The 25,311-nt window shown below is 70.0% G+C and carries 24 protein-coding genes and 1 pseudogene; 13 read left to right on the top strand and 12 right to left on the bottom strand.

The window, feature by feature from the left end:
- Nucleotides 1-71: 71 nt before the first annotated feature.
- A complete protein-coding gene (locus tag OG403_RS15165) occupies nucleotides 72-3,635 on the bottom strand; it encodes a bifunctional glycosyltransferase/CDP-glycerol:glycerophosphate glycerophosphotransferase (RefSeq protein WP_329564779.1) in 3,564 nt (1,187 codons plus the stop codon).
- 180 nt (nucleotides 3,636-3,815) lie between these two features.
- Here OG403_RS15165 and OG403_RS15160 point away from each other — a divergent pair, with 180 nt between their 5' ends.
- Nucleotides 3,816-4,757, top strand: coding sequence for a YihY/virulence factor BrkB family protein (locus OG403_RS15160; protein ID WP_329564778.1), 942 nt, complete (start codon nucleotides 3,816-3,818; stop codon nucleotides 4,755-4,757).
- Nucleotides 4,758-4,776: 19 nt separating this feature from the next.
- Here the strand turns inward: OG403_RS15160 and OG403_RS15155 are convergent, their stop codons facing one another.
- Nucleotides 4,777-6,069, bottom strand: a complete 1,293-nt coding sequence (locus OG403_RS15155) for a D-alanyl-D-alanine carboxypeptidase family protein (protein WP_329564777.1) — start codon at nucleotides 6,067-6,069, stop codon at nucleotides 4,777-4,779.
- Between the two features lie 191 nt (nucleotides 6,070-6,260).
- Between OG403_RS15155 and OG403_RS36705 the strand changes: the two are divergent.
- The 4 genes and pseudogenes from OG403_RS36705 to OG403_RS15140 form a co-directional block, all read left to right on the top strand.
- Nucleotides 6,261-6,335 (top strand): annotated as a pseudogene (locus OG403_RS36705) (SCO4848 family membrane protein); the annotation flags it as partial.
- Nucleotides 6,336-6,406: 71 nt separating this feature from the next.
- Nucleotides 6,407-8,173, top strand: coding sequence for a recombinase family protein (locus tag OG403_RS15150; protein ID WP_329564776.1), 1,767 nt, complete (start codon nucleotides 6,407-6,409; stop codon nucleotides 8,171-8,173).
- Nucleotides 8,174-9,159: 986 nt separating this feature from the next.
- The gene (locus OG403_RS15145; protein ID WP_329564775.1) at nucleotides 9,160-9,519 is read left to right on the top strand and encodes a hypothetical protein; all 360 of its coding nucleotides are present in this window, start codon (nucleotides 9,160-9,162) and stop codon (nucleotides 9,517-9,519) included.
- A 5-nt stretch (nucleotides 9,520-9,524) separates the two neighbouring features.
- Nucleotides 9,525-10,286, top strand: a complete 762-nt coding sequence (locus OG403_RS15140; RefSeq protein WP_329564774.1) for a hypothetical protein — start codon at nucleotides 9,525-9,527, stop codon at nucleotides 10,284-10,286.
- A gap of 632 nt (nucleotides 10,287-10,918) precedes the next feature.
- Here OG403_RS15140 and OG403_RS15135 read toward each other — a convergent pair.
- Nucleotides 10,919-11,179: a hypothetical protein gene (locus OG403_RS15135; RefSeq protein ID WP_329564773.1), complete on the bottom strand. Its 261-nt coding sequence runs from the start codon at nucleotides 11,177-11,179 to the stop codon at nucleotides 10,919-10,921.
- Between the two features lie 195 nt (nucleotides 11,180-11,374).
- Here OG403_RS15135 and OG403_RS36700 point away from each other — a divergent pair, with 195 nt between their 5' ends.
- Nucleotides 11,375-11,818, top strand: a complete 444-nt coding sequence (locus OG403_RS36700) for an FDXHR family putative zinc-binding protein (RefSeq protein WP_442910917.1) — start codon at nucleotides 11,375-11,377, stop codon at nucleotides 11,816-11,818.
- A gap of 64 nt (nucleotides 11,819-11,882) precedes the next feature.
- On the opposite strand, the gene OG403_RS15130 is transcribed toward OG403_RS36700, so the two are convergent.
- Both OG403_RS15130 and OG403_RS15125 read right to left on the bottom strand, forming a co-directional pair.
- Nucleotides 11,883-12,353 (bottom strand): NUDIX domain-containing protein, encoded by a 471-nt coding sequence (locus tag OG403_RS15130; RefSeq protein ID WP_329564772.1) that lies wholly within the window; start codon nucleotides 12,351-12,353, stop codon nucleotides 11,883-11,885.
- A gap of 4 nt (nucleotides 12,354-12,357) precedes the next feature.
- Nucleotides 12,358-13,101, bottom strand: coding sequence for a helix-turn-helix domain-containing protein (locus OG403_RS15125; RefSeq protein ID WP_329564771.1), 744 nt, complete (start codon nucleotides 13,099-13,101; stop codon nucleotides 12,358-12,360).
- Between the two features lie 329 nt (nucleotides 13,102-13,430).
- On the opposite strand from OG403_RS15125, the gene OG403_RS15120 reads away from it, so the two are divergent.
- From OG403_RS15120 to OG403_RS15110, 3 genes are all read left to right on the top strand, one after another.
- Entirely contained in the window at nucleotides 13,431-13,586 is a 156-nt protein-coding gene (locus OG403_RS15120) for a hypothetical protein (protein WP_329564770.1), read from the top strand.
- A gap of 310 nt (nucleotides 13,587-13,896) precedes the next feature.
- On the top strand, nucleotides 13,897-14,046 hold the full coding sequence (locus OG403_RS15115) for a hypothetical protein (RefSeq protein ID WP_329564769.1): 150 nt from the start codon (nucleotides 13,897-13,899) through the stop codon (nucleotides 14,044-14,046).
- A 7-nt stretch (nucleotides 14,047-14,053) separates the two neighbouring features.
- Nucleotides 14,054-15,142 (top strand): methyltransferase domain-containing protein, encoded by a 1,089-nt coding sequence (locus tag OG403_RS15110; RefSeq protein WP_329564768.1) that lies wholly within the window; start codon nucleotides 14,054-14,056, stop codon nucleotides 15,140-15,142.
- An 83-nt stretch (nucleotides 15,143-15,225) separates the two neighbouring features.
- Here the strand turns inward: OG403_RS15110 and OG403_RS15105 are convergent, their stop codons facing one another.
- Complete coding sequence (locus OG403_RS15105; RefSeq protein ID WP_280692383.1) at nucleotides 15,226-15,477, bottom strand: SCO4848 family membrane protein; 252 nt, start codon at nucleotides 15,475-15,477, stop codon at nucleotides 15,226-15,228.
- An 80-nt stretch (nucleotides 15,478-15,557) separates the two neighbouring features.
- Here OG403_RS15105 and OG403_RS15100 point away from each other — a divergent pair, with 80 nt between their 5' ends.
- A complete protein-coding gene (locus OG403_RS15100) occupies nucleotides 15,558-15,764 on the top strand; it encodes an SCO4848 family membrane protein (RefSeq protein WP_442911066.1) in 207 nt (68 codons plus the stop codon).
- Nucleotides 15,765-15,851: 87 nt separating this feature from the next.
- Complete coding sequence (locus OG403_RS15095) at nucleotides 15,852-17,531, top strand: hypothetical protein (protein ID WP_329564767.1); 1,680 nt, start codon at nucleotides 15,852-15,854, stop codon at nucleotides 17,529-17,531.
- A gap of 70 nt (nucleotides 17,532-17,601) precedes the next feature.
- On the opposite strand, the gene OG403_RS15090 is transcribed toward OG403_RS15095, so the two are convergent.
- From OG403_RS15090 to sdhC, 4 genes are read right to left on the bottom strand one after another with little or no spacing between them, the layout of a single operon-like run.
- Entirely contained in the window at nucleotides 17,602-18,396 is a 795-nt protein-coding gene (locus OG403_RS15090) for a succinate dehydrogenase iron-sulfur subunit (RefSeq protein WP_329564766.1), read from the bottom strand.
- Nucleotides 18,396-20,138, bottom strand: a complete 1,743-nt coding sequence (gene sdhA / locus OG403_RS15085) for a succinate dehydrogenase flavoprotein subunit (protein WP_329564765.1) — start codon at nucleotides 20,136-20,138, stop codon at nucleotides 18,396-18,398. Before sdhA ends, OG403_RS15090 begins: the two co-directional genes overlap by 1 nt.
- 44 nt (nucleotides 20,139-20,182) lie before the next feature.
- Entirely contained in the window at nucleotides 20,183-20,674 is a 492-nt protein-coding gene (locus OG403_RS15080; RefSeq protein ID WP_329564764.1) for a succinate dehydrogenase hydrophobic membrane anchor subunit, read from the bottom strand.
- A gap of 6 nt (nucleotides 20,675-20,680) precedes the next feature.
- Nucleotides 20,681-21,061 (bottom strand): succinate dehydrogenase, cytochrome b556 subunit, encoded by a 381-nt coding sequence (gene sdhC / locus OG403_RS15075; protein WP_280692393.1) that lies wholly within the window; start codon nucleotides 21,059-21,061, stop codon nucleotides 20,681-20,683.
- Nucleotides 21,062-21,313: 252 nt separating this feature from the next.
- Here sdhC and OG403_RS15070 point away from each other — a divergent pair, with 252 nt between their 5' ends.
- Complete coding sequence (locus OG403_RS15070) at nucleotides 21,314-22,027, top strand: hypothetical protein (protein ID WP_329564763.1); 714 nt, start codon at nucleotides 21,314-21,316, stop codon at nucleotides 22,025-22,027.
- A 25-nt stretch (nucleotides 22,028-22,052) separates the two neighbouring features.
- On the opposite strand, the gene OG403_RS15065 is transcribed toward OG403_RS15070, so the two are convergent.
- A complete protein-coding gene (locus tag OG403_RS15065; RefSeq protein ID WP_329564762.1) occupies nucleotides 22,053-22,643 on the bottom strand; it encodes a 2-oxo-4-hydroxy-4-carboxy-5-ureidoimidazoline decarboxylase in 591 nt (196 codons plus the stop codon).
- 183 nt (nucleotides 22,644-22,826) lie between these two features.
- A complete protein-coding gene (locus OG403_RS15060) occupies nucleotides 22,827-23,588 on the bottom strand; it encodes an SDR family oxidoreductase (RefSeq protein ID WP_329564761.1) in 762 nt (253 codons plus the stop codon).
- Between the two features lie 124 nt (nucleotides 23,589-23,712).
- Here OG403_RS15060 and OG403_RS15055 point away from each other — a divergent pair, with 124 nt between their 5' ends.
- The gene (locus tag OG403_RS15055) at nucleotides 23,713-25,287 is read left to right on the top strand and encodes an acyl-CoA mutase large subunit family protein (protein WP_329564760.1); all 1,575 of its coding nucleotides are present in this window, start codon (nucleotides 23,713-23,715) and stop codon (nucleotides 25,285-25,287) included.
- The last annotated feature ends 24 nt before the right edge of the window (nucleotides 25,288-25,311 follow it).

The raw sequence follows: 25,311 nt of genomic DNA, 5'->3' as shown, positions 1-25,311 counted from the left end.
ACGACGCGGCGAAAGCCCGCGGGCCCCGTGACCCTCACTCAGGTCACGGGGCCCGCGGGCTTTCAGGGCTCTCAGCCCAGCAGGCCGTCGACCACCCGGGCGGCGGCGTGGCCGTCGTCCAGGTCGCAGTAGGCCGAGCGGAACGCCGCGTAGGCCTCGCGGTGCTCCACCGCGACCCGGTCCAGGTCGCCCAGCGCCTCGATCAGCTCCGCCGAGGTCCGCAGCAGCGGCCCCGGGGCGACGTCCTCGAAGTCGAAGGTGAACCCGCACAGGTTGTCGCGGTAGTGCTCCAGGTCGTAGGTGAAGAAGAGGATCGGCCGACCGGTGTTCACGAAGTCGAACGTCGAGGCCGAGTAGTCGGTCACCAGCGCGTCGGCGATCAGCAGCAGGTCGGCGATGTCGGGGTAGCGCGAGACGTCCCAGACGTAGCCGTTGCCGGCATCGGCGATCGGACCGTAGCACTGCGCGTGCGGACGGACCAGCAGGACCTGGTCCTCACCGAGCGCGGCACGGGCCGCGTCCAGGTCGATCCGCAGGTCGATCTGGTAGCCGCCCTGCGGGCGCTTGCGGTCCTCGCGGAAGGTCGGCGCGTACAGCACCACCTTCTTGCCCTCGGGCAGGCCCAGCCGGCGGCGCACCTCGGCGGCCCGCTTCTCCCGGTCCGGGGAGAACAGGATGTCGTTGTGCGGGTAGCCGGTCTCCAGCATCTCGCCCTGGAACTTGAAGGCCCGGCGCAGCACCGGAGTGGCGAAGCTGCCACCGGAGACCAGCTTGTTCCAGGTCGGCACCTCCCGGTCGAGGTGCTTGAGGTAGTTGCTGTCGATGAACCAGATCTTCTCGAAGTCGTGGCCGATCCGCTTGAGCGGGCTGCCCACCCAGGTCTGCAGCACCACCTGGTCCGGGCGCGGCTTGACGAAGTCGGGCAGCTGGGCGCTGGTGACGATGTACTTGGCGGTGCCCACCGCCTCGTACCACTCCGGGCTCCACTGCCGCAGCCCGCGGGCGCTCTGCGGCAGCTCGGCCTGCTGGTCGTCCACCGTCCACAGGTGCTCCAGCGGCAGGCCGCGGCGGACCAGCTCCTCGTGGATGGCCCGCGGCGTGCCGGCGTACTGGCCGCCGTTGGCCACGTTGTAGAGCACCGCCTGGCGCAGCGGCTGCTGCTTGGCGGCCGGGTAGGCCTCCCGGCGCAGCATCCGCTGGCGGTAGCCGCTGCGCTCGTGCGGGCCGAGGTCGGAGAGCGCCTCCAGCGAGAGCGTGTCGAAGTAGCGGCGCTCCAGCACCACCTGCTTGCCGCGCGCGCGGATCTCGGTGGGCAGCGTGCGGTGGGCCTCCAGCGCGACCTGCGCCTTCGGCCAGGCGAACTCGGGGTCGCCGCCCTCAGGGCGGAAGAAGACCTCCCAGGTGCCCTTGTGCAGCGGCACCTGGCCCGCGAACGAGCCGACCGGCGCGGCCGGCAGCCGGACCTCGAAGCGGCCGTCGCGGACCACCATCGGGTGCAGGTAGTCCTCCTCGCGCCAGACGTGGCGGACCACCAGCTCGTAGCGGTGCTCACCGGTCAGCGGGAAGCTGCCGGAGAGGGTGAAGCCGTCCTCGTCGGCGCCGCTGATGCGGTCCACCACCGGCTGCACCAGCTGGTCGGCGAGCTGCAGGTGCCCGGTGTCGGTCGGCTTGGAGACCAGCACCCGGGCGCGGCCCACCGGGGACTGCGGGTCCAACGGTGTCGCGAGGTGCTCCAGCGCCACCCGGTCGTCGATCATCACCTGCAGCGCGGACCCGTTGGCCAGCAGCAGCTTGGCGTACCAGTGGTCGGTGGTGCGGGTGTCGGCGGCCGGGTCCAGCGCGTTCCACTTGTCACGGACCTCGGTCAGCTGCGCGATCGGGATCCGTGCGGTGAACGGCACCGGGCGGCCGACCGGCATGCCGAACTCGATCGGGAAGTCGAGCTTGCCGCCGGACTCGGAGTGGTGCATCTGCAGCCGCACTCCGGGCAGATCGCCGGTGCCGCGGACGGTCCCGCTGAGCTCGATCATGCCGTCCACCGTGCACAGCGCGGTGACCGAGGCGCGCAGCGTCTCGACGTTCAGATGCAGGAAGCCGTCGCGCAGCACCGGGACGACCCGGGTGGTGGCGTCGACCCAGTGGGCCGGGAAGCTCTGCGCGGTGTCGGCCCAACCGCCGGAGATCCGGCCCTTGTAGACACCCGACTTGCCGACGCCGCCGACCAGCACCCGCCAGGTGCCGTCCTGCCACTGGCCGCGCTTCTTCAGCTTCACCGGGTCGATGGCGGTGGTGAAACCGGCCCAGTCGCAGCTGTACAGGTCGTGCGGGGAGCTCGCGGTCGCCTCGGGCGAGTACTGGGTCTTGGCCGAGAAGGTGACGATCCGCTTGCCCTTGGCCTCGCGCAGCACGATCATCCGGACCAGGTCGTGCTTGTTCTCCACACCCACGTGCTCCGGGAAGGCGTGCCCGGTCAGCCGCAGCTTGCCGTCCTCCCAGGCCGACTCGTAGACCCGGCTGCGCATCACCAGCGCGTTGTCCAACCGCAGCACGTCGGCCGGCACGCTCTTGCGCCCACCGCGCAGGAACGGGTAGTCGGCGTACGGCCGGAGCAGGCCGCGGGCGGGTGCCGCGCCGTTGCTCTCGGCCTCGAAGCCCATCTGCGCGACGAGTTCGTCGATCCGGCCCTGCAGGGTCAGGTGGTACTTCAGCCGCAGCGGCGCGCGCAGCTTGCCGACCAGCTCAGGGCCGATCGCGCGCAGCAGCCGGCCCACGCACTCCACGTACGCGTCGCGGTAGTCCTGCTCACCGTCGACCACCGACCAGAAGAACATCGGGATCTCCTCGACGAGGTTGTTCTCGTCGTAGGAGCGCAGGTACTCCTTGTACTTCGGCTCGGTCTGCTTCAGCAGCCAGGAGCGGACCAGCTCCATCGAGGTGACCCGGTCGATCAGGCCCTTCGGGTTGGTGCGCATCTGGGTGATCGACATCTCGCCGACCTCGCGCTCGCGCCAGTGGTAGATCGGCTCGTTGAGCACGTCCACGCTGGTGGCCAGGTAGTGGTGCGGCACGCTGACCGGCGCGTCCTCGTACAGGATGCCCTCGGGGTAGAGCAGGCCGGCCATGTCCCAGAAGCTGCGCCGGTACACCTTGTTCCACGCGGTGCGGTCGGTGACCAGCGCCGGGATCTCGGTGATGTGGGTCTTCAGCCTGGTCTCACGGAACGGCTTCGCGTGACCGCCCGACGGGTAGTAGCCGACAGCGCGGAAGCGCAGCACGTTTCCGGTGGCGAAGTCGGAGCCGGTCTCGTCGAGCGTGGAGATCATCAGCTCGTAGGCGCTCGGCGGCAGGGTGTCGTCACTGTCCACGAAGGCCAGGAACTCGGTGCCCTCGGTCAGGTGCAGCAGGCCGGTGTTGCGCGCGGCGCCAAGGCCGGCGTTCTGCTTGCGGACCAGTCTGAACCGGGAGTCCTTCGCGGCGAATGCCTCGGCGATCGCCGCGCTTCCGTCCTTCGAACCGTCGTCCACCATGATGCACTCGAGGTCGCTCATGGTCTGGGCGGCGATGGATTCCAGGCACTCCTCCAGGTACCGCTCGACGTTGTAGATCGGAACAACGACAGAGAGACGGGGGGCCATCTTCGGGGCGGGCCTTTCATCAGGGACGGGGTGACGGCCTGGAGCGGACCCGCGGCTTCGGGGGTCACCGGACAGGCGGTACGCGGCGAATCCTACCGGTCCATCCCGGCCGGCTCCCGGGGCGCGGCCGCCCGGCGGGGCTGAGCCGCCGACGGCCGACGACCTGTCAGGCTGATCCGCATGGGATTCCTCGCCAGGCTGCCGGTGATCGGCCCACTCGTCGCAGCCGTGCTGCGCAGCCGCCCGTACCGCGTCTACCAGCACTTCGCAGCGGCCAAGGGCAACCGGCTGGCCGGCGCGGTCACCTTCTTCGGCTTCCTGGCGCTCTTCCCGCTGTTGGCGGTGGCACTGGCGATCGCGGTGAGCACGCTCAGCCCGCACCAGGTGGACACCCTCGAGCACAAGATCGCCGACCAGGTCCCGGGGCTGGCCAACTCGCTCGGCCTGGACTCGCTGATCGCCAACGCCGCCACAGTCGGGGCGGTCAGCGGGGTGCTGCTGCTGGTCTCCGGGCTCGGCTGGGTGGACACCATACGCGGTGCGATCCGGGACATCTGGCAGCTGCCCGAGGAGGACGGCAACCTGGTGCTGCGCAGGGCCTGGGACTGCCTGGTGCTGTTCGGCCTCGGCGTCGTCTCGGTGGTCTCGCTGGGTGCCTCCACGGTGACCACCCGGCTGGCCGGGCGACTGGCCACCGCACTGGGCCTCTCCGACCACGGCCCGGCCCACTACCTGCTGGCGGTGGCCGGTTTCGTCATCGCGGTCGGCGCCGACCTGCTGCTCTTCCTGTACCTGCTCGCCCCGTTCCCCCGGATCTCCGACCAGCACCGCCGCGACCTGCTGACCGCCGCGCTGATCGGGGCGGTCGGCTTCGAGCTGCTCAAGCTGCTGCTCTCGTCCTACCTGAGCTCGGTGGCGGGCAAGAGCCTGTACGGCGCCTTCGGCGTCCCGGTCGCGCTGCTGCTCTGGATCAACTTCGTCACACGGCTGCTGATGTACTGCGTCGCCTGGACGGCGCTGGCCGACCCCGAGCAGGCGCGGGCGCGGGCCCGCGCGAGCGCGGAGGCCGCCTACCGCGCGGCCGGTGAGCTCGGCATGGCCGGCCCGCCGGCGCGCTCGTAGGTCCAGGCGCACAGCACGGCTAGCGCCGGTCGCGCTTCGGCCGGCGGCGCAGCGCGGTGGCGCCGCGCAGGGCGGAGGCCGCGGTGGCGCCCCGGGGCGCCGGCGGCTGGTCGGTGGCCGGGTACCCGGCGGCTCGGCGCCGGTTGAGCAGCCAGCCGGCCACGGTGGCGCAGACGGTGACCACGCCGATCACCGTCCAGCCCTCCGGCCCCAGCAGCTTCGCGGGTTGCCGGGCCGCTCCGGCCAGCGCCGGCCGCGGCCCGCCCGGCGCGCCCTTGCCGGGGGCCGGCACCGGCGCCGGTGGGTGCCCGGCGGCCGAGGGCCCGGCCGCGTCCTGGGCCGCGACGGCCGCCTTGGGGGAGACCAGCCGGCCGACCGGCGTCAGGTGGTTGCCGGCCGCGAAGCCCCAGTCCAGCAGGGCGGCGGTCTCGTCGTAGACCTTCATATAGGTGTCCGGGTGCATCACCGCGACCAGCAGCGTGCGCCCGTCCCGCTCGGCGGCGCCGACGAAGGTGCTGCCCGCGTTGGTGGTGTAGCCGTTCTTGACCCCGATCAGGCCGGGGTACTTGCCGAGCAGCCGGTCGGTGTTCTGGATTCCGAAGGTGCCGCGCTGGCCGGTCCGGTTGTCCACCGCACCGGGGAACTGGGCGTCCTTGGTGGCGCAGTAGGAGCGGAAGTCCGGGTTGCGCAGGCCCTCGCGGGCGAACAGGGTCAGGTCGTAGGCGCTGGTCAGCTGCCCGTCCTCGTCGTAGCCGTCCGGGGAGACCACGTGGGTGTCGGCGGCGCCGAGGTCGGTCGCCTTCTGCTGCATCTGGTGGACCGTCTGGTCGACGCCGCCGTTCATGTGCGCGAGCACGTGCACCGCGTCGTTGCCCGAGCTGAGGAAGACCCCGCGCCACAGGTCCTCGACCCGGTAGTCCAGGTCCTCCTTGATGCCGACCAGGCTGCTGCCGCTGCCCAGTCCCGCCAGCTCCTCGGGGGCCACCCGGTGCACGGTCCGGCGGTCGATCTTGGGCAGCACGGTGTCGGCGAAGAGCATCTTCAGCGTGCTGGCCGGCGGCAGCCGCAGGTGCGGGTTGTAGGCGGCCAGCACGTCGCCGGAGTCGGCGTCGGCCACCAGCCAGGACATCCCGGTCAGCCCCTCCGGCAGCCGGGGCGCCCCCGGGCCGAGCGCGACCTGCACCCCGGGCAGCCCGAGCCGCTCGCCGCCGACGACGGTGGCGACCGGCGGCGGCTCGGCCGCGGCGACGGGGGCGGCCGCCAGCACCAGGGCGGCGGCCAGCGCGGCCGCCCGACGACCAGTGCGACACATCAGGTAAGCATCCAAATGCACTCGGTGTCCGTACCCAGTCCAGCGCGCATCCGCCCTGACCGGCTGCGCAGCTCGCCGGAACGGGGGACCGCCGACTGGGCCGATCGGCTCTCTGGCCATACTGGGAGAGCCGCTCCACCTGCTCTCCCCGCCCTGCCCAGCCCTGGCCCGCCCCGCGAAGGACCGCACCGATGAAGCTCAGCCGCCGTACCTCCTGGTTCCTCGCCGCCTTCGGCGTCTGGTCCGTGATCATCTGGACCACCTTTGATGAGAAGGTACCTAGCAAAGCTTAGGCAAAGCGGAAAGCGCAGGTCAGACGGTGCGGCAAGCTCAGAACATGGCAACCTTCCTCGCCCCGGACATCCCCTCGGACCAACTGGACGTCGTCCGGGTGGGGCTGTACGCCCGCCAGTCCAGCAAGCGCCCAGACGCCTCCGAGGCTTCGCCCGAGGCTCAACTGAGTGCCGGTCACGCGCTGGTCGCCGCCCGTGCCACAAGTAAGTGGCAGGTGGTCCGGGAGTACAAGGATGTGGGGAAGTCGGGGTGGGACCCGAAGGTCGTCCGGCCGGACTTCGAAGAGATGATGCGCTCCGTCGAACGCGGGGAATTGGACGTCATCGTCATCAACGAACTCTCGCGCCTCACCAGGCAGGGCGCCTACGAGGCCATGACGATCGACAAGAAGTTGCGCGAGTACGGCGTGCGACTCGTCAGCGTCCAGGAGCCGTTCCTCGACACCAGCAACCCCGTCGGGGAGGCGATCTTCGCGCTGATCGCCGCGCTCGCCAAACAGGACTCCGACATCAAGGCGGCCCGCACCGCCGGAGCGAAGGAGGAGATCCAGGCCGTTGGCGGGCGGCACTCCTCCACTCCGCCCTTCGGTATGAAGGCCCGCCGGGAGGTGATCGGGAAGCTGACCGTCACCACGCTTGAGCCCAACGAGGACCACTGGGACGAAGCGGAGATGGCCTACGCCGACGTGGTCCGGAAGCTGGTTGACCTCGCCTTCAAGGGCTACGCCTACAACCGCATCGCGGCGACCATGAACAAGGAGGGCACACCCGCCCCCGGCACCACGACCCAGCGGAACACCGAGGCACGCAAGAAGGCGGTCCAGGAGCGCGGGTTCCCCGGCCGGCAGCGAACCGGGATCATCTGGCGCGCTCAGACCGTGCGTCACATCCTCACGCACCCGTGCATCGGCGGGTTCGCCTCGGTGCGTGTCCCGAAGGGCCCCAAGGGAACCTTGGCCAACGTCATCGCCCGGGATGAGTCGGGCACCCCGTTGACGCCGCACCAGGGCATCATCCCGGGACAGACGTGGCTGGAGCTCCAGGAGAAGATCGGTCAGCGCGGTCTCGCCGAGCGGCAGTATGAGAACAGCGTGCCGTCGCTGCTGTCCGGCTGGAAGTTCTCCCGCTGCGCCACGTGCGAGGGCTCGATGGGCAAGAGCGGGCGCTACTACATGTGCGCGAACCCCGTCGGGCACGGCGGCCTGTCGGTGCAGATCGTGCACCTTGATGACCACGTTGCCCGCCGGGTATGGGCGAAGATCAGCAGTGCCGACCTGTCCGACCCGGACGACCAGGCATGGCTGGTGGCTGCTGCCGCACGGTTCGCGGAGCAAGAGGACCTTGCCGGGGTCGAGAGCGAGCGTGCCGAGACGCAGGCCCACCTTGAGCACGTCCGGCAGTCCATCGCGGAGCTGTACGAGGACCGGAAGGCGGGCATCTACAAGGGGGAACGGGGATCGGCGGCGTTCCGGGGGACGATGTTGCAGTACCAGGCGTACGAGGAGAAGTGCCTTGAGCGCATGCGGGAGTTGGACGACAGGTCGGCCCGAGCCGTGCGGGTTCCGGTGGAGTGGTTCGCCGCTGGGGAAGACCCGCTGGGGCCGGAGTCCCCGTGGGCGGGCTGGGACACCGTCAAGCGTCGGCAGTTCCTCAACCTGTTTCTATCCGGTGTGGCGGTGGGCCCCGGACGGCGCGCTGACCGGTCGGTCATCCCCGTTGCCGACCGGGTGACGCTGGACTGGCGGCCGACGCCCACGGCTGAGGAACTGGCGCACATCACTGGGCACAACCGGCCGTTGGTCATCGTCTGACGAGTAGCCGGAATCGGCCCGAATCGCAGAGAGTCTGTCTCTGTGATTCGGGCCGTAGTTGTATCCGAGGCCCGCTGACCGCCGGGGCTGACGGCGCGGGCGGGATCCTTGACCACCCCCCGTTAACTCAAATGGTCGAAGCCGCTACGGAGAGCAGGGTTGTTATGAATAATTTTAGTGCTGTACCTGGAACTCAGTCCAACTATACAAGTCCCTAGAAAGCTCTGTAGGGAAAAACGGAAACCCCTGTCACTGCCAGTCGCTTTTTGTAACAGGACCCGAGAGGAGCTGATCTGTTCACCTTTGGAACTGCCTGTAACTGGTGCGAGAAGTCGCTGACCGGACGCCAGCGCGCCGTCTGCTCGAACGCCTGTCGGCAGGCACTTAAGCACGCCGACACTCGCCCGGCCGGTTGGCGGGGGCGCCCCTGCGACAAGTGCGGCACGCCAGCTGACTTTGCCAACGGTCACGGTGCATGGTGCGAGGACTGCACAGCCAGAGGCGCGCGACAACTTGCGGAGGAAGCTCGCTGGGAAGCCAGCTGTCAGCTGGAAGGCTGCGGGAATAATGCCGGATGGGACGGCGTCGGGCGGGCGCGGAGCTACTGCTCCAACGCCCACCGCCAAAAGTCGTACCGGCAGCGGAAGCGCGCCGCCGTGCTGGAGGTTGTCGCGGTCTAGCCGAGCGGCCCGGTTCGCAGACTGCATCTGTGAACCGGGCGCACGCGCCGACTTCTTTACCACCCCCCATTAATCTTTCTGTGGCGCCGGGTGTGCCTCAAACGGGAGCGAGTCGAACAGCCCCGACAACAACAACTTCATAGTGCTCCGGCAGCCAGCGTGTTTCCTGTCGGTCCGCCCCGCCTGTCGGGTGCGCTGCTTTCCCGAGGCATTCGGCGGTCTCGGACGTGCGTGCACTCGGCAAGGCGGGGCCGTTTTGGGTTCCGGCCTGCGTGTGCGCCTCAACTACGTGAAAGAGGTATTGCTATGGACCGCAGGGAATTCGTGAAGAATGCAGTACGGGAAGCCGTGTCGGAGGTCGGGGAGGCCAGCTCGGACGGCGCTCGGGACAAGCGCGCGGCGGGACTCGCTGCCGTCCGAGAGGCGATTGCGAAGACTTCCGGTCTTCCGCTGGGCCTGGCCGACCGGCTGAACGGCAGCACTGAGGCAGAGATCCGGGCGGACGCTGACCGGCTTATTGAAACGATCAAGGCCATGCCTGCCAACTTGAACACCCGCCCCAAGTCGCTGCTTCCCAGCGGCGGGCCGGTTGATCCGCCCCCGACCCTGGACATCGACCCCATGAAGCTGGCGGCCTCGGTGCTCGCTCGCCGGCTGGCGGGGTGAATCGGATGACCGAGAACCTGATGCCGGAGCAGCAGCGCACCGAGCAGCTTGAGCGCCTGTACGAGATCGCCTCCCGGGCTGTCCCTGGTTATGCCTACGTCTGCACGCCAGCGAGAGTGCGCGACGCCCTGGCCCGCATGGACGAACTGCACGGGCGTCGGGCGGACAGCGACGACGCAGTTGATCGAGTGCGCGCAGACCTGGCGGCCCTTGACGACAAGGACGCGTGGGCGGCCAAGGCTGCTGTCCGTGAGGGCAAGCCGATCCCGAAGGCGACCAGCAGGGGTCCGCTGATGTCCAAGCTCGCCGAGGCGGAGCGCGCCCAACTGGCCGTCTATCAGGTTGCCGCCGAGGCCGCCGGAGCCGTGCGGACGACGTCGATCAGCGCTCGGCCGAAGTGGCGGGCGGACATCTGCGTCACTGCGGAGGGGAAGCGCACCGAAGCTCTGAATCTGGCTAGGCAACTGGCTTCTCTGATCGATGAGTTGGCGTCATTGGCCGATGCCGTCGAGGGCCTTGGCGAGGATCTTGGCAATCCATGGCAGGCGAACGAACGGCAGTGGCGGATCATGGCTCCGCGCGGCGGCATCAACTGGGCAGCAGACCGGAGGGCACTGGACCGCTTGATCACCGACCGGCTGGAGTACGCCAGGGACTACACAGGCGGCCTGCCTGGCCGACTCGATCCGTCGGCGGACCCGGACACCGTTCATGATCCGACTGCGGGTCCGCCCTCGGCGACCACGGGTGAGGACTGGCTCAGCTGACAGGTGATCCTGCACCGCCTGTTGTGGTCGTGCCTCACCCCGTGGTCGTCCCGGTCATCAGCGCACCGTGGTGCACCACGACGGGCCGCACCGGGCGGACGGCTGGGACGTGGTGAGCGTGGACCTGGTGCTGGTCCTGGTGGTCGCGCTGGTGTGGCTGGCCTACCGAAGGTGGTGGGGCCGAGTGCCCAACTGGCAAGGCAGTGAACGAGCCAAGCGCCTACCGCGTGGCTGGCCCGCCCGACGACGGTTCGTGATGGACCGCGCCGGCTGGCGGTACCAGTGGATACGCACTGACATCGGCGACCGCTGCCCCGAACTGGCAGCGGACTGCGACCACATCAACCCCGGCGACAACCACGACGTGGCCAACTTGCAAGCCCTGTGCGGCTGTCACCACTCGGTGAAGTCCGGGCGCGAGGGACGCGCGGGCAGCGACGCCGACCGGCAGGCCGGTGGCCGCTGGTCACGGCTGCGCGAGCGCCCGACGCACCCGGGCTGCACAGGGTGGCGGGGGTGCGGGTTCTCGTCGTACTTTCCGCTTCCTCGCTGGATCTGTGTCCGTCCTGCACGCGGCGCAAAGCCAACGAGAAGGTTACTCCAGTGCGCCCCCGCGGCCACTGGGCCCTCTATCAGCTGGACTCGACGACGATGCCGTTCGCGCGCGCGACGAACTCGCCGTACTGGACGCTCTCTGCCTCGTTGATGAGTCGCTGGAAGTCGTCGAAGCTCTCTACTGCCTCGCCGCGCACCTCGAACTCCCACGCCTCGATCGGGGCGTCGGAGAGGGCGGCGTGGAGGGTGCCGAGCAGCTTGCCCCCGAGGGGGATCGGGGTGTTGGGGCCGATGGCCGGATCGACCGGGTAGCGGACTGACCAGTTTGTGTTTGCCATGGCATCGGACGATAGCTGGTCAATGCACCTATTACCAAAGGGAGTTGTCCCACTAAGATCCTTCGACTCTGGCCCCGGGGATCCCCTGGGCCTGGGGGAGGACTCCCCTCCTGGTTCCCCTGATCGCTACGTGATAGCAGGATTCGGCCTGGCTACGGGTCTGGGACTTTCCGGTCCGATTTTTCGTCACCCGCTGTGACCTGGCCTTTCGGCCGGTTGGCCCAGGTGGCCCACGCGCGCGTGCACGACGCGGGTGCAGACGCGCACCTGCGCGTACGCGAAGGGCCGCCCGGTCAGCAGGAACCCCCGTGCCGCTGCTACCCGGGCGCGTGGGTCAGCCAGCAGTCGGCCCGAGCCCAACCGGCTGCGGAACGGCCCGCCAAGCCGCGAAATCCCTGCCCTGGCAGGAGTACGGAGGCACCTATCCGAACCGTCGTTCACCCGCCGTGCGGTCGGCGCTGGTCCGGCCGGCGCGCCGAGCACTGCCCGGCCTGTCACGAGACGTTCGCCAGCACCCGCGCGGGCGACGCTCACCGAACCGGCCCCCATGGCGCCCGCAGGTGCCTGCCGCCCGCCACAGTCGGGCTCTGGCAGGACAGCCGGGGCCTGTGGCACCGTGCGCCCTACCCGAGCCGTTGAGTAGCTCACTGCCCCCGCCTGACCCTTTCGAGGGTCGGGCGGGGGCCTTTCATCGTACGGATGCCTATCCCAGGTGGGGAGTTGCCCGGTGCTCCAGGAAGTGCTGGAGCCGGAGCCGTTGCGTGTGGTGCATCGGCAAGTTCTCGATCTCGGCTGGGGCGACGAACTGGAGGTCGGTGGATTCGTTGGAGATCCTCAGCTCTCCACCCGTGATGCGAGCGGTGAAGCACACGTTGAACTGCTGGCGGACCTCGCCGTCCGAGTAGGCGATGATGTGGCGGGGGTCGGTGTACGTGCCGACCAGGCCCGTGATCTCCACATCAAGTCCGGTCTCCTCCTGAACTTCCCGCACCGCCGTCCCGGGCAGCGACTCCCCGAGATCCATCGTCCCGCCGGGCAACGCGTACAGCCCGTTGTCGGTGCGCCGTTGCAGCAGGATGCGGCCCGCGTCGTCGGTCACGACGGCGGATGCCGCCACGACCAGCCGGTTCGGCTTCGGGGCGTCGGGATCGTCGTAGTACTCGGTTCGGGCCACGTGATCAGTTCTCCTCAACCGGTCGAGCGGTGTCCCACACCGCGTCGAAGCTCGCAGCATAGGTGTCGAACAGCGTCCCCGTGCCAGAACGCCGCAGGTGCCAGACGGGAGCGCCGAAGGCGTTGACGCCCCACACGTGCGCGTTCACGAGTAGTTGGTCGTCTGCCCGGTACAGGCTGTTGTAGAGCGTCGTCGAGTGGGTGCGGATCTCGATCCCGGGAGTCCCGACGAGGGGGTGGTAGTGCATGAGCGCGAGTCTGCAGCGAGACTCGATGCCGTGGCCGAACTTCTCTTCCTGGCCGCGCTGCCTGACGTTCTCGCTGTCGGGATCACCGAGGGCGATCCGGACCGCGCAACCCTCGGCGGCGCGCTCACGGATCAGGTCGTTGAGCCGGGGGTACGCCTCGTGGAGGAAGACCGCTGCGTAGACCAGGACGTCGATCCGCTCCGTGGCCTTGCCGAGCAGGTCCACGAAGACGGAGACCGGCAGGTCGGCCCGCTGCTCGTACAGGCCCACCAGTTCAGGACTTATCGCGCGCGCGGCGCGTGGCTGCCGCAGGCTCGGCCACAGTGCGAACATGTCTTCTCCCAGCGCTTCGGCAGCCAGGCGGGCTGTCCCTAGCCGGGGCGTCCTGTTCTGGTTGGCCCATCGTTCAACCGACTTGGTGTCCACGCCGGCCTTCTCCGCCAAGGCGGCGTGCGTCCAACCGCCTGACGTCATAACGCTTTTCAGTCTCTCGTTCGGCATCGCGATTGTCTCCCCACAGACACCGGGCCTTTGTTAGGGACGTTCTACCGCACAAGGGACGTCCCGAAGTGTCCTTTGTGCGAGGCTCCACCGTCCTGGGCGACTGCCGGACCTTGGTATCCACCAAGTGGGAGGAGTGGGCAGATGACGACGGGCGTGCATCGCAGGACCCTCGCTGAGTACCGTGCCGAGCAGCGTCAGCGCGCCCCGGTTGGCAACCCGTTGGATGAGTACGACCCGGCGTACTCCGCACGGGTCATCAGGGGTACGCCGCGCGGGTGGCCATTCTGCACCTGTGGCAGTGAGAAGTGCCCTGACAAGGGCATCGAGTGAGTGCCGGCGAGCAGGCCGAAGGCGACTCGGGCCCGGTGGATCCGTTCGAGTGGATCAAGGCGCACCCGTGGCCGCGCGAGCGCACCGCCGGGCCTCGACCGGTGCTGACCCCGGAGGAGTTCAGCAAGGCTCCGCTGACGGCTGACGGCTGACGGCTGACGAACGGCGACGGCGGGCCGAATGCTCGCCCGGGTGCGCGAGGCCAACCACCCGCGCTGCTGGCCGCCCAACTGACTCCCGCCCGGCCGTCATCCCTGGCAGGCAGCCGACTGGAGCGGGTTCCGCACCACCGAATGCCCCGGACACCGACCGGTGATCCGGCACACCTCAGTGTGAGGAGTCACCGGCATGACCACTCCCACGCCCGGCCCCAACCGTCCGCCCGGCCCCGGTCCGATGCCGCCGGAGTGACGGCAGCGCACGGAGACGCGGACAGCACGTCAACCACAAGGAGGCACAGCCATGGGAAAGCACGGCGGAGGCGGCGGCAACGACGGGCCCGGCAAGGCGGGCGGAGGCTCGGGCGGCGGCCACTCCGGTTCGCCGGACACGGCCCCGCACGACGGGCAGCGGGACGCGCCGCCCACCAACCTGCCCAAGCCCGGGAAGTAGGCAGCCGATGACCTGGGACGAACTCGCTGACAGGCTCCGGGAATCGGGGGCATTGTCGGCCGACTGGGAAGAGGCGTTCCGCGCCCTCCCACGTGACAGCTTCACCCCGGCGCGGATCTATCACGGGGGCGAGTGGATCGACATTGAGACGAACCCGGCTCGATGGGCGGAGGTGGCCGGCTCGGACCTGCCGTTGGTCACGCAGCTGTACGCGGGGACCGAGACCCCGTCCTCGTCCAGCTCCATGCCCACGGTTGTGGCAACGATGCTCCGCCACCTGGCCGTTGCCGACGGCATGCGCGTCCTGGAGGTGGGCACAGGTACGGGGTGGACGGCGGGCCTGCTGTCCCACCGGCTCGGCGCTGACCACGTCGTCACCATCGAGGTGGACCCCAAGCTCGCCACCGAGGCCCGAGCCCGGCTCGACGCGCTCGGCCTGCGGCCCCGGGTCGTGGTCGGTGACGGCATGCTCGGCGACCCCGACGGGGCGCCCTTCCAGCGGGTGCACCTGACCGCTGCCGTCCAGCGGTTGCCCGCTGCTCTGATCGAACAGACCGAACCCGGCGGGGTGATCCTGGCCCCGTACGGCACCGCCTTCTGCAACGGGGCACTGGCGCGGCTCACGGTCGCCGATGATGGCAAGTCGGCAAGCGGCCCGTTCGTGGCGGACGTGGCGTTCATGTGGGTCCGCGACCAGCGACCCGACAGCGGTGAGTTCGAGATCGAAGACGTCCGTTACGGCCGATCGGAGATCGACCCCGCCGACGTCGCCGACAGCACCGACGCCGCGTTCGCGATCGGCCTGCGGATGCCCGGCCTGTTTCGGCAGAGCGTCTGGGCCTCCTACGACCGGTTCGGCACGGGCCGGTTCGAGATCTGGGACGGGCAGTCGTACGCCCACTGCCGCCTCGCCGACTGGCAGGGCGAGCATGCCGTCTCGCAGTCAGGCCCCCGGAACCTGTGGGACGAGGTGACAGCCGCCCGCGAGTGGTGGCGGCGCCACGACAGCCCGGACCTGTCCCGGCTCGGCCTGACCGTGACCGTGGCCGGCGAACACCGGGCCTGGCTGGACGACCCGGACCACGTGATCGGCTGACCCGGACCCGCTGACCGGCCCGGCCGTCGTACGTCACCCACGGGCGGGCGGGCCACCGTCGCCCGTCGCCGGGGCTGCTTCTGTTACTGGGCGGCGCGTCGGGCGGCGAGAACGCCCCGGATGCCGATGACGCCGATGGCCGTCCCCAGGGCGAACGACACGATGGTCAGCGCCAGGTGGATCCAGAAGAAGGCGGTCGGGTGGGAGTGATCGCCGTTGGTGAACGCCTGGTGGGCGGAGTCGGCCCAGAGGTTCTTGGCGAATGTCACCCAGACCATCCAAGACCACGCGCCGAACGCCGTAAGGAACCAGGAGACGGGGCGAGTGAGCTTCATGGGTGTGGTCCTTCGAGCGGGGTAGCCGATCCCTCAAGTATGTGGGCCCTGCCGGCGGGGCCCGCCGCCGGGGGTGGTAGATCCTCCTGAGTGTCTTCCATTCTTTGACCTTCGTGAAGAACCTCTGGCAGGACTCGGCCCACCAGGCTTTCACCAACGGCGACCACAGCCACCCCACCGCCTTCTTCTGGATCCACCTGGCGCTGGCCATCACCTCCTTCGCGCTGGGCGTCCTGGTGGGCCTGGTCGGACTGCGCGGGCTGCGCTCCGCAAGGCCGGTGGCCTGAAAAGCCGTTGACCTGCCGGATCGGCAGCTGGGAGAGTCCCAACCGCTTCAGGTTTATCGAATTCTTATTCGAGGGGGACTCTTCTTCTTGCGTACGTCACGCCTGCTCGCCGCCACCGGCGTGCTCACCATGGCTGTCGGTCTGGCCGCCGCTCCGAACGCCGTCGCCGACGCCGGGCTGTCCTACAGCAACCCGCGCGTCACGCCGGCCCCGGTGCTCGCCCCCGGCGCCGCGCCGACCGAGGACTGCGCCCCGGACGGCACCGCGGGCTGGGTCGGGCTGAGCACGGCTCCGCCGACGCTCAGCGCCGACGTCCAGGTCCCGGCCGGCGTCACCACGCTGCCGGACATCGCGGTCACCGACACCACCACCGACCCGCACACCTCGGTGCTGCGGGCCACCGAGCTGGCGATCCAGAACGGCACCGTCAGCGTCCAGGTGCCGGGTCTGCAGGACGGCCACAGCTACGTCTGGCACGCCTACTCGGAGACGGACGGCGTGCACTCGTCCACGCCCGAGTGCCACTTCCGGGTGGACCGCACGCCGCCGACGGTCGGCGTGAACTCCACCGACTTCCCGGCCCAGGGGTCGGGGCAGACGGCGACCAAGTACGCCGGGCAGCCGGGCACCTTCACCTTCACGGGCACCGACCCGGTGCCGACCGGTGGTGCGGCGTCGGGGGTGGCCTGCTACCAGTACGCGCTCCCGCCCGCCTCGCTGGGCATCTTCACCGGGTGCGGCGGCGCCAACACCGTGGTGCCCGATGCCAACGGTCAGGCAGTCGTGCAGCTGACGCCGGCCGACTGGGGCAGCAACACGCTCTCCGTCCAGGCGATCGACAACGCGGGCAACGTCTCGCAGCCGTTCTCCTACAACTTCTACGCGCCGAGCAACCCCACCCCGCCGGCCACCCTCGGTGACGTCGACAACAACGGCACTCCCGACATCGTGCTGCCCGACGCCGCGGGCAACCTCCAGGTGATCAGCGGCAACACGGGCAGCACCACGCCGAGCGAGACCATCCCGGCGGCCGACGCGCCGTTCAACGCGGGCAGTTGGACCGGTTTCGAGGTCAGCCACCGCGGCTGGATGCCCAACACCGCCACCGCCGACACGGTCTTCGTGCGCGACCTGAACTCGGCGGCCGGCAAGGCCAACCTCTACATGTACGAGAACCAGGGGTCGCTGCCGCTCGGCCGGCAGAACGCCACCCTGGTCACCCGCCCGTCGACCTGCCAGGACGTCACCGGAGCGACGATCAGCTGCCCGGCAGGCTACGGCAGCGACTGGTCCGGCGCGGACCAGATCGTCGCACTCGGCTCGACGGACCCGGGCCACCCGGACGACCCGTCGCTGCTCAGCGTCGAGCAGGGCAACCTGTGGCTCTTCGACAACGTCAACTTCCGGGGCTTCCGCGACGCCCAGCAGCTGACCACGGCGGGCAACTGGAGCGGCTACGACCTGGTCGCGCCCGGGGCCGACGCGCAGGGCAACCTGGCGCTCTGGGCCCGTGACCGCGCCACCGGCGAGCTGCACGCCTACCCGCTGCCGAAGAAGGCCGACGGCACCTTCGACTTCTCCGCCCTGGCCGACCCCACCGCCCACGTGGTGGCGACCGGCTTCACCACCGCCGCCTATCCCATCCTGGGCAGCTCCGGTGACCTGGACGGGGACGGCGCCGCCGACCTGTGGACCGTCACCGCCGACCGGCACCTGGTCATCTTCAGTGGCTGGACCAGCCCGGAGGACATCGGTCCGCTGAAGTAACCCGATCAAGCCCGAGGGCCCGTCCGGTGGATACCGGACGGGCCCTCGGCCGTTGCTGCTCGACGGAGCGTCAGAAGCGGCGCGTCACCAGGGCGCGCTTGACTTCCTGGATCGCCTTGGTGACCTCGATGCCACGCGGGCAGGCCTCCGAGCAGTTGAAGGTGGTGCGGCAGCGCCACACGCCCTCGCGGTCGTTGAGGATCTCCAGGCGCTGCTCGGCGCCCTCGTCACGCGAGTCGAAGATGAAGCGGTGCGCGTTGACGATGGCGGCCGGGCCGAAGTACTGGCCGTCGTTCCAGAAGACCGGGCAGGACGAGGTGCACGCGGCGCACAGGATGCACTTGGTGGTGTCGTCGAAGCGCTCGCGGTCCTCGGCGGACTGCAGGCGCTCGCGGGTCGGGTCGTTCCCCTTGGTGATGAGGAACGGCATGACGTCCTTGTACGCCTGGAAGAACGGGTCCATGTCGACCACCAGGTCCTTGAGGACCGCGAGGCCCTTGATGGCCTCGATGGTGATCGGCTGCATGCCGCCCTTGCCGTCCGGGGCGGTGACGTCCTTCAGCAGGGTCTTGCAGGCCAGCCGGTTGCGGCCGTTGATCCGCATGGCGTCCGAGCCGCAGATGCCGTGCGCGCAGGAGCGGCGGTAGGTGAGGGTGCCGTCCTGCTCCCACTTGACCTTGTTGAGGGCGTCCAGGACGCGCTCCTTGGGGTCCATGGTGAGCTGGTAGTCCACCCACACCGCGTCCGGGTGCTCCTCCGGGTTGAACCGGCGGATCCGCAGGGTGAAGGTGATCATCTGGACGCCGCCGGCCTCGGCCGCGTCCAGCGCCGCGGAGTGCGGGGCGTCGATCGTGGGGGCGCTCATCAGTACTTACGCTCCATCGGCTGGTAGCGGGTCGTGACGACCGGCTTGTAGTCGAGGCGGATCGAGGTGGCGCCGTCCTCGGCAACCTCCTGGTACGCCATGGTGTGCTGCATGAACTTCACGTCGTCACGGGTCGGGAAGTCCTCACGGAAGTGGCCGCCGCGCGACTCCTCACGGGCCAGCGCGGAGACGACCAGCACCTCGGCCAGGTCGAGCAGGTTGCCCAGCTCCACGGCCTCCAGCAGGTCGGTGTTGTAGCGGAAGCCCTTGTCCTGGATCGCCACGTGCTTGTAGCGCTCGCGCAGCGCGGCGATGTCCTCGCTGGCCTGCTTCAGGGTGGCGCCGGTGCGGTAGACCATGGCGTTGACGTCCATGGTCTCCTGCAGCTCCTTGCGGATCTGCGCCACGGACTCGGTGCCGGTGGACTCGCGCAGGCCCTCGACCAGCGCCTGCACCTTCTCGGCCGGGTTGGCGGGCAGTGCGACGAACTCGTTCTTGCTCGCGTAGTCGGCGGCGGCCAGACCGGCCCGCTTGCCGAAGACGTTGATGTCCAGCAGCGAGTTGGTGCCCAGGCGGTTGGCGCCGTGCACGGACACGCAGGCGACCTCGCCGGCCGCGTACAGGCCCGGGACGATGTCGGTGTTGTTGCGCAGCACCTCACCCTCGACGTTGGTCGGGATGCCGCCCATCGCGTAGTGCGCGGTGGGCTGGATCGGGATCGGGTCCGTGTAGGGCTCGATGCCGAGGTAGGTGCGGGCGAACTCGGTGATGTCCGGCAGCTTGGCGTCCAGCTGCTCCGGCGGAAGGTGCGTCAGGTCCAGGTAGACGTGGTCGCCCTCGGGGCCGCAGCCGCGACCCTCGCGGATCTCGGTGTAGATCGCGCGCGAGCAGACGTCACGGGACGCGAGGTCCTTCATGACCGGGGCGTAGCGCTCCATGAAGCGCTCGCCGTCCTTGTTGCGCAGGATGCCGCCCTCACCGCGGGCACCCTCGGTGAGCAGGATGCCCATCCGCCAGATGCCGGTCGGGTGGAACTGGAAGAACTCCATGTCCTCCAGCGGCAGGCCGCGGCGGTAGACCAGGGCCTGGCCGTCACCGGTGAGGGTGTGGGCGTTGGAGGTCACCTTGAAGAACTTGCCGGTGCCGCCGGAGGCGAAGACGACCGCCTTGGCCTGGAAGACGTGGATCTCGCCGGTGGCCAGCTCGTAGGCGACGACGCCGGAGGTCTTGCCGTCGTTGATCAGCAGGTCGAGGACGTAGAACTCGTTGAAGAACTCGACGCCGTGCTTGACGCAGTTCTGGAACAGCGTCTGGAGGATCATGTGACCGGTGCGGTCGGCCGCGTAGCAGGAGCGGCGCACGGCCGCCTCGCCGTGGTTGCGGGTGTGGCCGCCGAAGCGGCGCTGGTCGATCCGGCCGGCCTCGGTGCGGGAGAAGGGCAGACCCATCTTCTCCAGGTCGAGGACGGCGTCGATGGCCTCCTTGCACATGATCTCGGCGGCGTCCTGGTCGACCAGGTAGTCACCACCCTTGACCGTGTCGAAGGTGTGCCACTCCCAGTTGTCCTCCTCGACGTTGGCCAGGGCGGCGCACATGCCGCCCTGGGCCGCGCCGGTGTGGGACCGGGTCGGGTAGAGCTTGGTCAGCACCGCGGTGCGGCTGCGCTGGGTCGACTCGATGGCCGCGCGCATGCCGGCGCCGCCGGCGCCGACGATGACGGTGTCGTACTGGTGAATCTGCATGGGGGTTAGCTCGCCTCTGGCTCTGCTGGCTCTGCGATGGCCGATTAGATGTTCGGGTCGAAGGTGAAGATGACCAGGGTGCCGAGCAGCACGGTGAAGACCGTGGCGGCGCCCATCAGGCCCTTCAGCCAGAGCCGAGTGGAGTCCTTCTCGGCGTAGTCGTTGATCACGGTGCGCATGCCGTTGGCGCCGTGCAGCATGGCCAGCCAGAGCATCAGCAGGTCCCAGCCCTGCCAGAACGGCGAGGCCCAGCGGCCGGCCACGAAGGCGAAGTTGATCTTCGACACGCCGTGGTCCAGCAGCAGCATGATCAGCAGGTGACCCAGGATCAGCACGACCAGCACGACGCCCGACAGGCGCATGAAGAGCCAGGCGAGCATCTCGAAGTTGGTCCGGGTGCGTCGCGGGGTCTTCGTGGTGCGGGTGCGCGGCGGCTGGATGACGAAGGCGTCGGCGGGGTTGCCGGTGCCCAGGCCCTTGCCGGTGTGCGCCTGCGAGGAGGAGACCAGCTCGATGTCGGAGGTGTCAGTAGACATGCCGGATCACTTCCCGAACCAGGTGAGCAGGGTGTGCTGCAGGATGCCCCAGAAGGCTCCGGCCATCAGCACGACCCAGAGGCCGACGACGCTCCACAGCATCTGCTTCTGGTACTTCGGGCCCTTCGACCAGAAGTCCACCGCGATGACCCGCAGGCCGTTCAGGGCGTGGAACAGGATGGCGGCGGTCAAGCCGTACTCCATCAGGTTCACCAGCGGAGTCTTGTAGGTGTTGATGACGGAGTCGTACGCCTGTGGCGAGACCCGCACCAGTGCGGTGTCCAGGACATGGACGAGAAGGAAGAAGAAAATGAGGACGCCAGTGACTCGATGAGCCACCCAGGACCACATGCCTTCGCGGCCGCGGTACAGCGTTCCAGCCGGCACGGAAAACCCTCCGGAAGCGGTTGAAGGGCTCGGCCGGCTTCGGTGTCGGTCAGCCCGGCCGGGTACGGTCCACCGGCCGCGGTCATCCTATCGACGCGTCGTCGGTAACCGCCTCCGGGGGGTTTGAGTGTGATCAATCAGGCACGTGCGGCCTAACGGGGCATCTTTTCGTGACGCTGGGTCATGGCGTGGAGACGGTACGGTGACGGATCTTCGGATTTCCACCGTTGTCAATCGCCGTTGAGGACACTGATGACCGTTCGACCCGCCGTTCTGTTGCTGCTGCCCGTGCTCGCGGCCGGCGGGTGCGCGACGGTGAAGCCCGTCGCCGCCGACCGGATGCCGCCCGCGCGGGTGCTGACCGCCGCCGAGCTGAGGGCCGCCGCGGTGCAGGGCGCGGATCTCGGCAGCGGATACACCGTCACCTTGATGGATCCGGGCCAGGGCGCCGCGCCGCAGGGCGCGGGGCGGCAGCTGGCCGATGTGGCGGCCTGCCAGCCGGTGCTGGACGCGATCGGACCGGCCGACCCGACCGCCCAGCCGCAGGCCGAGACCGATCTCAGCGTGGCCAGGGCCGGCGATCCGCAGGGTGGCCTCTACACGGCGCTGCTCGACTACCCGGCGGGGCGGGCGGCCGTGCTGCAGTCGACGCTCGACCAGGTGCTCTCGCAGTGCGCCGACTTCACCTCCGGCGTGGCGGCCGGGCCGAAGGGGGCCCGCACCCGGCACCAGCTGGAGCGGGCCGACACGCCCACCCCCGGGGGAGCGGACGGTGCGACCGCGTTCACCCTGACGAGTGGTCCGCAGTCGGGTGGGCCGACGCTCTCCCAGCGGGCCGCGGTGGTGCGGGTCGGCACGGCGCTGGCCGTCTTCTCCACCGTGGGGACGGCGAAGGAGCCGGCCGCCGTGCCGGACCCGGTGGTGGTCCTGGCGCAGACCCGCAAGCTGCGGGCCGCCCAGGGCTGAGCCGCTCTTGTCCGGTCGGTCCCGGTCAGCCGGCCGTGCTGCTGGCGACCAGGTGCTCCAGTCGGTGCAGCGCGATCCGGCGCAGTTCCTCGGCGGCGATCAGGCGCTCCTCGTCCGGCTCGTTGGCCAGCCGGGTGCGGATCGAGCTGAGTACGGTGTCCAGCATCTCCTCCGGTTCGACGCCGTCCAGAGCGACCACGAAGACGTGCCCGAACCGCGACTCGTAGGCGGCGTGCGCGGCGCGCAGCGCGGTGTGCGCCGCCTGGCTGCCGGGGGCCCGCATGCCGAGCAGCGGCTGCGGCATCCAGCTCTCGTCGGCCAGCGCCTCGGCCAGGTCGGTGGGGCGCAGGTCGTAGGAGGCCTCGCTGGCGGCGGCCAGCAGCGAGTCCAGGTCCGGGTAGGGGCGGTGGGCGGTCAGCCGCAGGGCCCAGCGGTGGCTGCCGCAGCAGGCGAGCAGGGCCTCCTCCGCGGCGCCGGGGTCGGCCTCGTTGAACCGGTGCAGTCCGACCGCTGGGCTGGGCTGGGTGGTCGGCCGTGGCGCGGGGATGTCGGCCGGGATGTCGCTGGCCAGCGGGTCCTCCTCGGGAGGCGGAAAGGGGCTCGTGGGTTCGGACATAACCAGCATGGATCACGGCAGGCCGCGAGCGGGGTCGCCCACGCGGCGCCGAGCTCCTCCCGGGCAGCGGCACCACGGTAGTTGAGCACTCATCAGTTGGGGAGAGTGCTCACGGAATTCACCCTGACGAGCTATCAAGTTGTGACCCGTGCCTGGCGGGCCGGTCCGATCCGCCCGCCGGGGTCAGTCCCGGTGCACCTTGTAGTTGGAGGCCTGGGCGCGCGGGCGGACCACCAGCAGGTCGATGTTGACGTGCGAGGGGCGGGTGACCGCCCAGGCCACCGTGTCGGCGATGTCCTCGGAGGTCAGCGGGTGCGAGACGCCCTGGTAGACGGCGGCCGCCTTGGCCTCGTCGCCGCGGAACCGGGTGACCGCGAAGCCCTCCGAGCGGACCATGCCCGGGGCGATCTCGATCACCCGGATCGGCTCGCCGACCAGCTCCAGGCGGAGCGTGGCGGCGATGGTGTGCGCGGCGTGCTTGGCGGCCACGTACCCGCCGCCGCCCTCGTAGGCGGCCAGCGCGGCGGTGGAGGAGAGGATCAGCACCGTGCCGTCGCCACTCTCCCGCAGGCCGGGCAGCAGCGCCTGGGTCATGTGCAGCACACCCAGCACGTTCACCTGGTACATCGCCAGCCAGTCGGCCGGGTCGCCCCGCTCGACCGACTCGGCGCCGAAGGCCCCGCCGGCGTTGTTGACCAGCACGTCGACCCGGCCCAGCGCGACGGCGAAGGCGTCCACCGCGGCCCGGTCGGTGACGTCCAGGGTGATCGCGCGCGCGACGCCGCCCCTGCCCTCGATCTCCTTGGCGAGCTGCTCGATCCGCTCGGTGCGACGCGCGGTCAGCACCACCTCGAAGCCCTCGTCCGCCAGCCGCCGCGCGGTTGCCGCGCCGATCCCGCTGCTCGCGCCCGTGACCACCGCGATCTTCTGCTGACCGGTACCCATTGCCGTGTCCTTTGCGTGCGCTCGTCGTGCCTGACTGCCTGCGGTGCCATCATCGCAGCAGGCCCCTCGCCCACCGGGAGCCGGTCGGCCCGCGGTGCCACCCCGTTTCCGTGCGGAGGATCCGATGGCAGCAGAGCCACGACAGAGCGAGTCCGGTCTCCCGATCGCGCCGCTGTACGGCCCCGAACCGCCCGCTCCCGCGCTCGGGCGGCCGGGGGAGTACCCGTTCACCCGGGGCGTCTATCCCTCGATGTACACCGGGCGCCCGTGGACCATGCGCCAGTACGCCGGTTTCGGCACCGCCGCCGAGTCCAACGCCCGCTACCGGCAGCTGATCGCGGGCGGCACCACGGGGCTCTCGGTCGCCTTCGACCTGCCGACCCAGATGGGCTACGACTCGGACGCCCCGCTCGCGGCCGGCGAGGTGGGCAAGGTGGGCGTGGCGATCGACAGCGTCGAGGACATGGGGGTGCTCCTCGAGGGCATCCCGCTGGGCGAGGTCTCCACCTCGATGACCATCAACGCGCCCGCCGCCCTGCTCCTGCTGCTGCTCCAACTGGTCGGCGAGGCCCAGGGGGTGGCGGCGCACCGGCTCACCGGCACGGTGCAGAACGACGTGCTCAAGGAGTACATCGCCCGCGGCACCTACATCTTCCCGCCGGAGCCCTCGCTGCGGCTGGTCGCCGACGTCTTCAAGTACTGCCGGGCCGAGATCCCCCGGTGGAACACCATCTCGATCTCCGGCTACCACATGGCCGAGGCCGGGGCCGATCCCGCGCAGGAGATCGCCTTCACGCTGGCCAACGGCATCGCCTACGTCCGCACCGCGCTGGCCGCCGGGATGGCGGTGGACGACTTCGCGCCGCGGCTCTCCTTCTTCTTCGTGGCCCGCACCACGCTGCTCGAGGAGGTGGCCAAGTTCCGTGCCGCGCGCCGGATCTGGGCCCGGATCATGCGCGACACCTTCGGCGCGCGGAACCCGAAGTCGCAGATGCTGCGGTTCCACACCCAGACCGCCGGCGTCCAGCTGACCGCCCAGCAGCCCGAGGTCAACCTGGCCCGGGTCACCGTCCAGGCGCTGGCCGCCGTGCTGGGCGGCACCCAGTCGCTGCACACCAACAGCTTCGACGAGGCCATCGCGCTGCCCACCGAGAAGGCGGCCCGGCTGGCGCTGCGCACCCAGCAGGTGCTGGCCTACGAGAGCGATGTCACCGCGACCGTCGACCCCTTCGCCGGCTCCTACGCGGTGGAGGCGATGACCGACGAGGTGGAGGCGGCGGTGCTGGGCCTGCTGGAGCGGATCGAGGAACTCGGCGGTGCGGTGGCCGCGATCGAGCAGGGCTACCAGAAGGCCGCGATCGAGCGCACCGCCTACCGGATCCAGCAGGAGACCGACGCGGGCGAGCGGACCGTGGTCGGGGTCAACCGCTTCCAGCAGGCGGTGGAGGAGCCGTACCAGCCGCTGCGGGTGGACCCGGCGATCGAGGCCCGGCAGGCCGGCCGGCTGGCCCGGCTGCGGGCCGAGCGGGACCGCTCGGCGGTGGACCGCGCGCTGCGCGGGCTGCGCCGGGCGGCCGAGGGCAGCGACAACGTGCTGTACCCGATGAAGGAGGCACTGGCCGCGCGGGCCACGCTCGGCGAGGTGAGCGATGCGCTGCGCCAGGTCTGGGGGATGTACCGACCGGTGGAGCGCTTCTGAGCGCACCGGGCCCTGGACGCGAGG

Origin of the sequence: Kitasatospora sp. NBC_01266 (genome assembly GCF_036242395.1) — a bacterium.
Lineage (GTDB): Bacteria > Actinomycetota > Actinomycetes > Streptomycetales > Streptomycetaceae > Kitasatospora.
The sequence above is the reverse complement of the archived record's forward strand: the minus strand, read 5'-3'. Positions and strand labels throughout refer to the sequence as shown.

Bases quoted from the DNA above. Each gene is read 5' to 3' on its own strand.
- OG403_RS15160 (WP_329564778.1), top strand. From the start codon at position 3,816: ATGGGATTCCTCGCCAGGCTGCCGGTGATCGGCCCACTCGTCGCAGCC.
- OG403_RS15060 (WP_329564761.1), bottom strand. From the start codon at position 23,588: ATGGGTACCGGTCAGCAGAAGATCGCGGTGGTCACGGGCGCGAGCAGC.
- OG403_RS15145 (WP_329564775.1), top strand. From the start codon at position 9,160: ATGGACCGCAGGGAATTCGTGAAGAATGCAGTACGGGAAGCCGTGTCG.
- OG403_RS15105 (WP_280692383.1), bottom strand. From the start codon at position 15,477: ATGAAGCTCACTCGCCCCGTCTCCTGGTTCCTTACGGCGTTCGGCGCG.
- OG403_RS15090 (WP_329564766.1), bottom strand. From the start codon at position 18,396: ATGAGCGCCCCCACGATCGACGCCCCGCACTCCGCGGCGCTGGACGCG.
- OG403_RS15165 (WP_329564779.1), bottom strand. From the start codon at position 3,635: ATGGCCCCCCGTCTCTCTGTCGTTGTTCCGATCTACAACGTCGAGCGG.
- OG403_RS15080 (WP_329564764.1), bottom strand. From the start codon at position 20,674: ATGTCTACTGACACCTCCGACATCGAGCTGGTCTCCTCCTCGCAGGCG.
- OG403_RS15140 (WP_329564774.1), top strand. From the start codon at position 9,525: ATGACCGAGAACCTGATGCCGGAGCAGCAGCGCACCGAGCAGCTTGAG.
- OG403_RS15155 (WP_329564777.1), bottom strand. From the start codon at position 6,069: ATGTGTCGCACTGGTCGTCGGGCGGCCGCGCTGGCCGCCGCCCTGGTG.
- OG403_RS15055 (WP_329564760.1), top strand. From the start codon at position 23,713: ATGGCAGCAGAGCCACGACAGAGCGAGTCCGGTCTCCCGATCGCGCCG.
- sdhA (WP_329564765.1), bottom strand. From the start codon at position 20,138: ATGCAGATTCACCAGTACGACACCGTCATCGTCGGCGCCGGCGGCGCC.
- OG403_RS15110 (WP_329564768.1), top strand. From the start codon at position 14,054: ATGACCTGGGACGAACTCGCTGACAGGCTCCGGGAATCGGGGGCATTG.
- OG403_RS15125 (WP_329564771.1), bottom strand. From the start codon at position 13,101: ATGCCGAACGAGAGACTGAAAAGCGTTATGACGTCAGGCGGTTGGACG.
- OG403_RS15070 (WP_329564763.1), top strand. From the start codon at position 21,314: ATGACCGTTCGACCCGCCGTTCTGTTGCTGCTGCCCGTGCTCGCGGCC.
- OG403_RS15135 (WP_329564773.1), bottom strand. From the start codon at position 11,179: ATGGCAAACACAAACTGGTCAGTCCGCTACCCGGTCGATCCGGCCATC.
- OG403_RS15115 (WP_329564769.1), top strand. From the start codon at position 13,897: ATGGGAAAGCACGGCGGAGGCGGCGGCAACGACGGGCCCGGCAAGGCG.
- OG403_RS15150 (WP_329564776.1), top strand. From the start codon at position 6,407: ATGGCAACCTTCCTCGCCCCGGACATCCCCTCGGACCAACTGGACGTC.
- OG403_RS15065 (WP_329564762.1), bottom strand. From the start codon at position 22,643: ATGTCCGAACCCACGAGCCCCTTTCCGCCTCCCGAGGAGGACCCGCTG.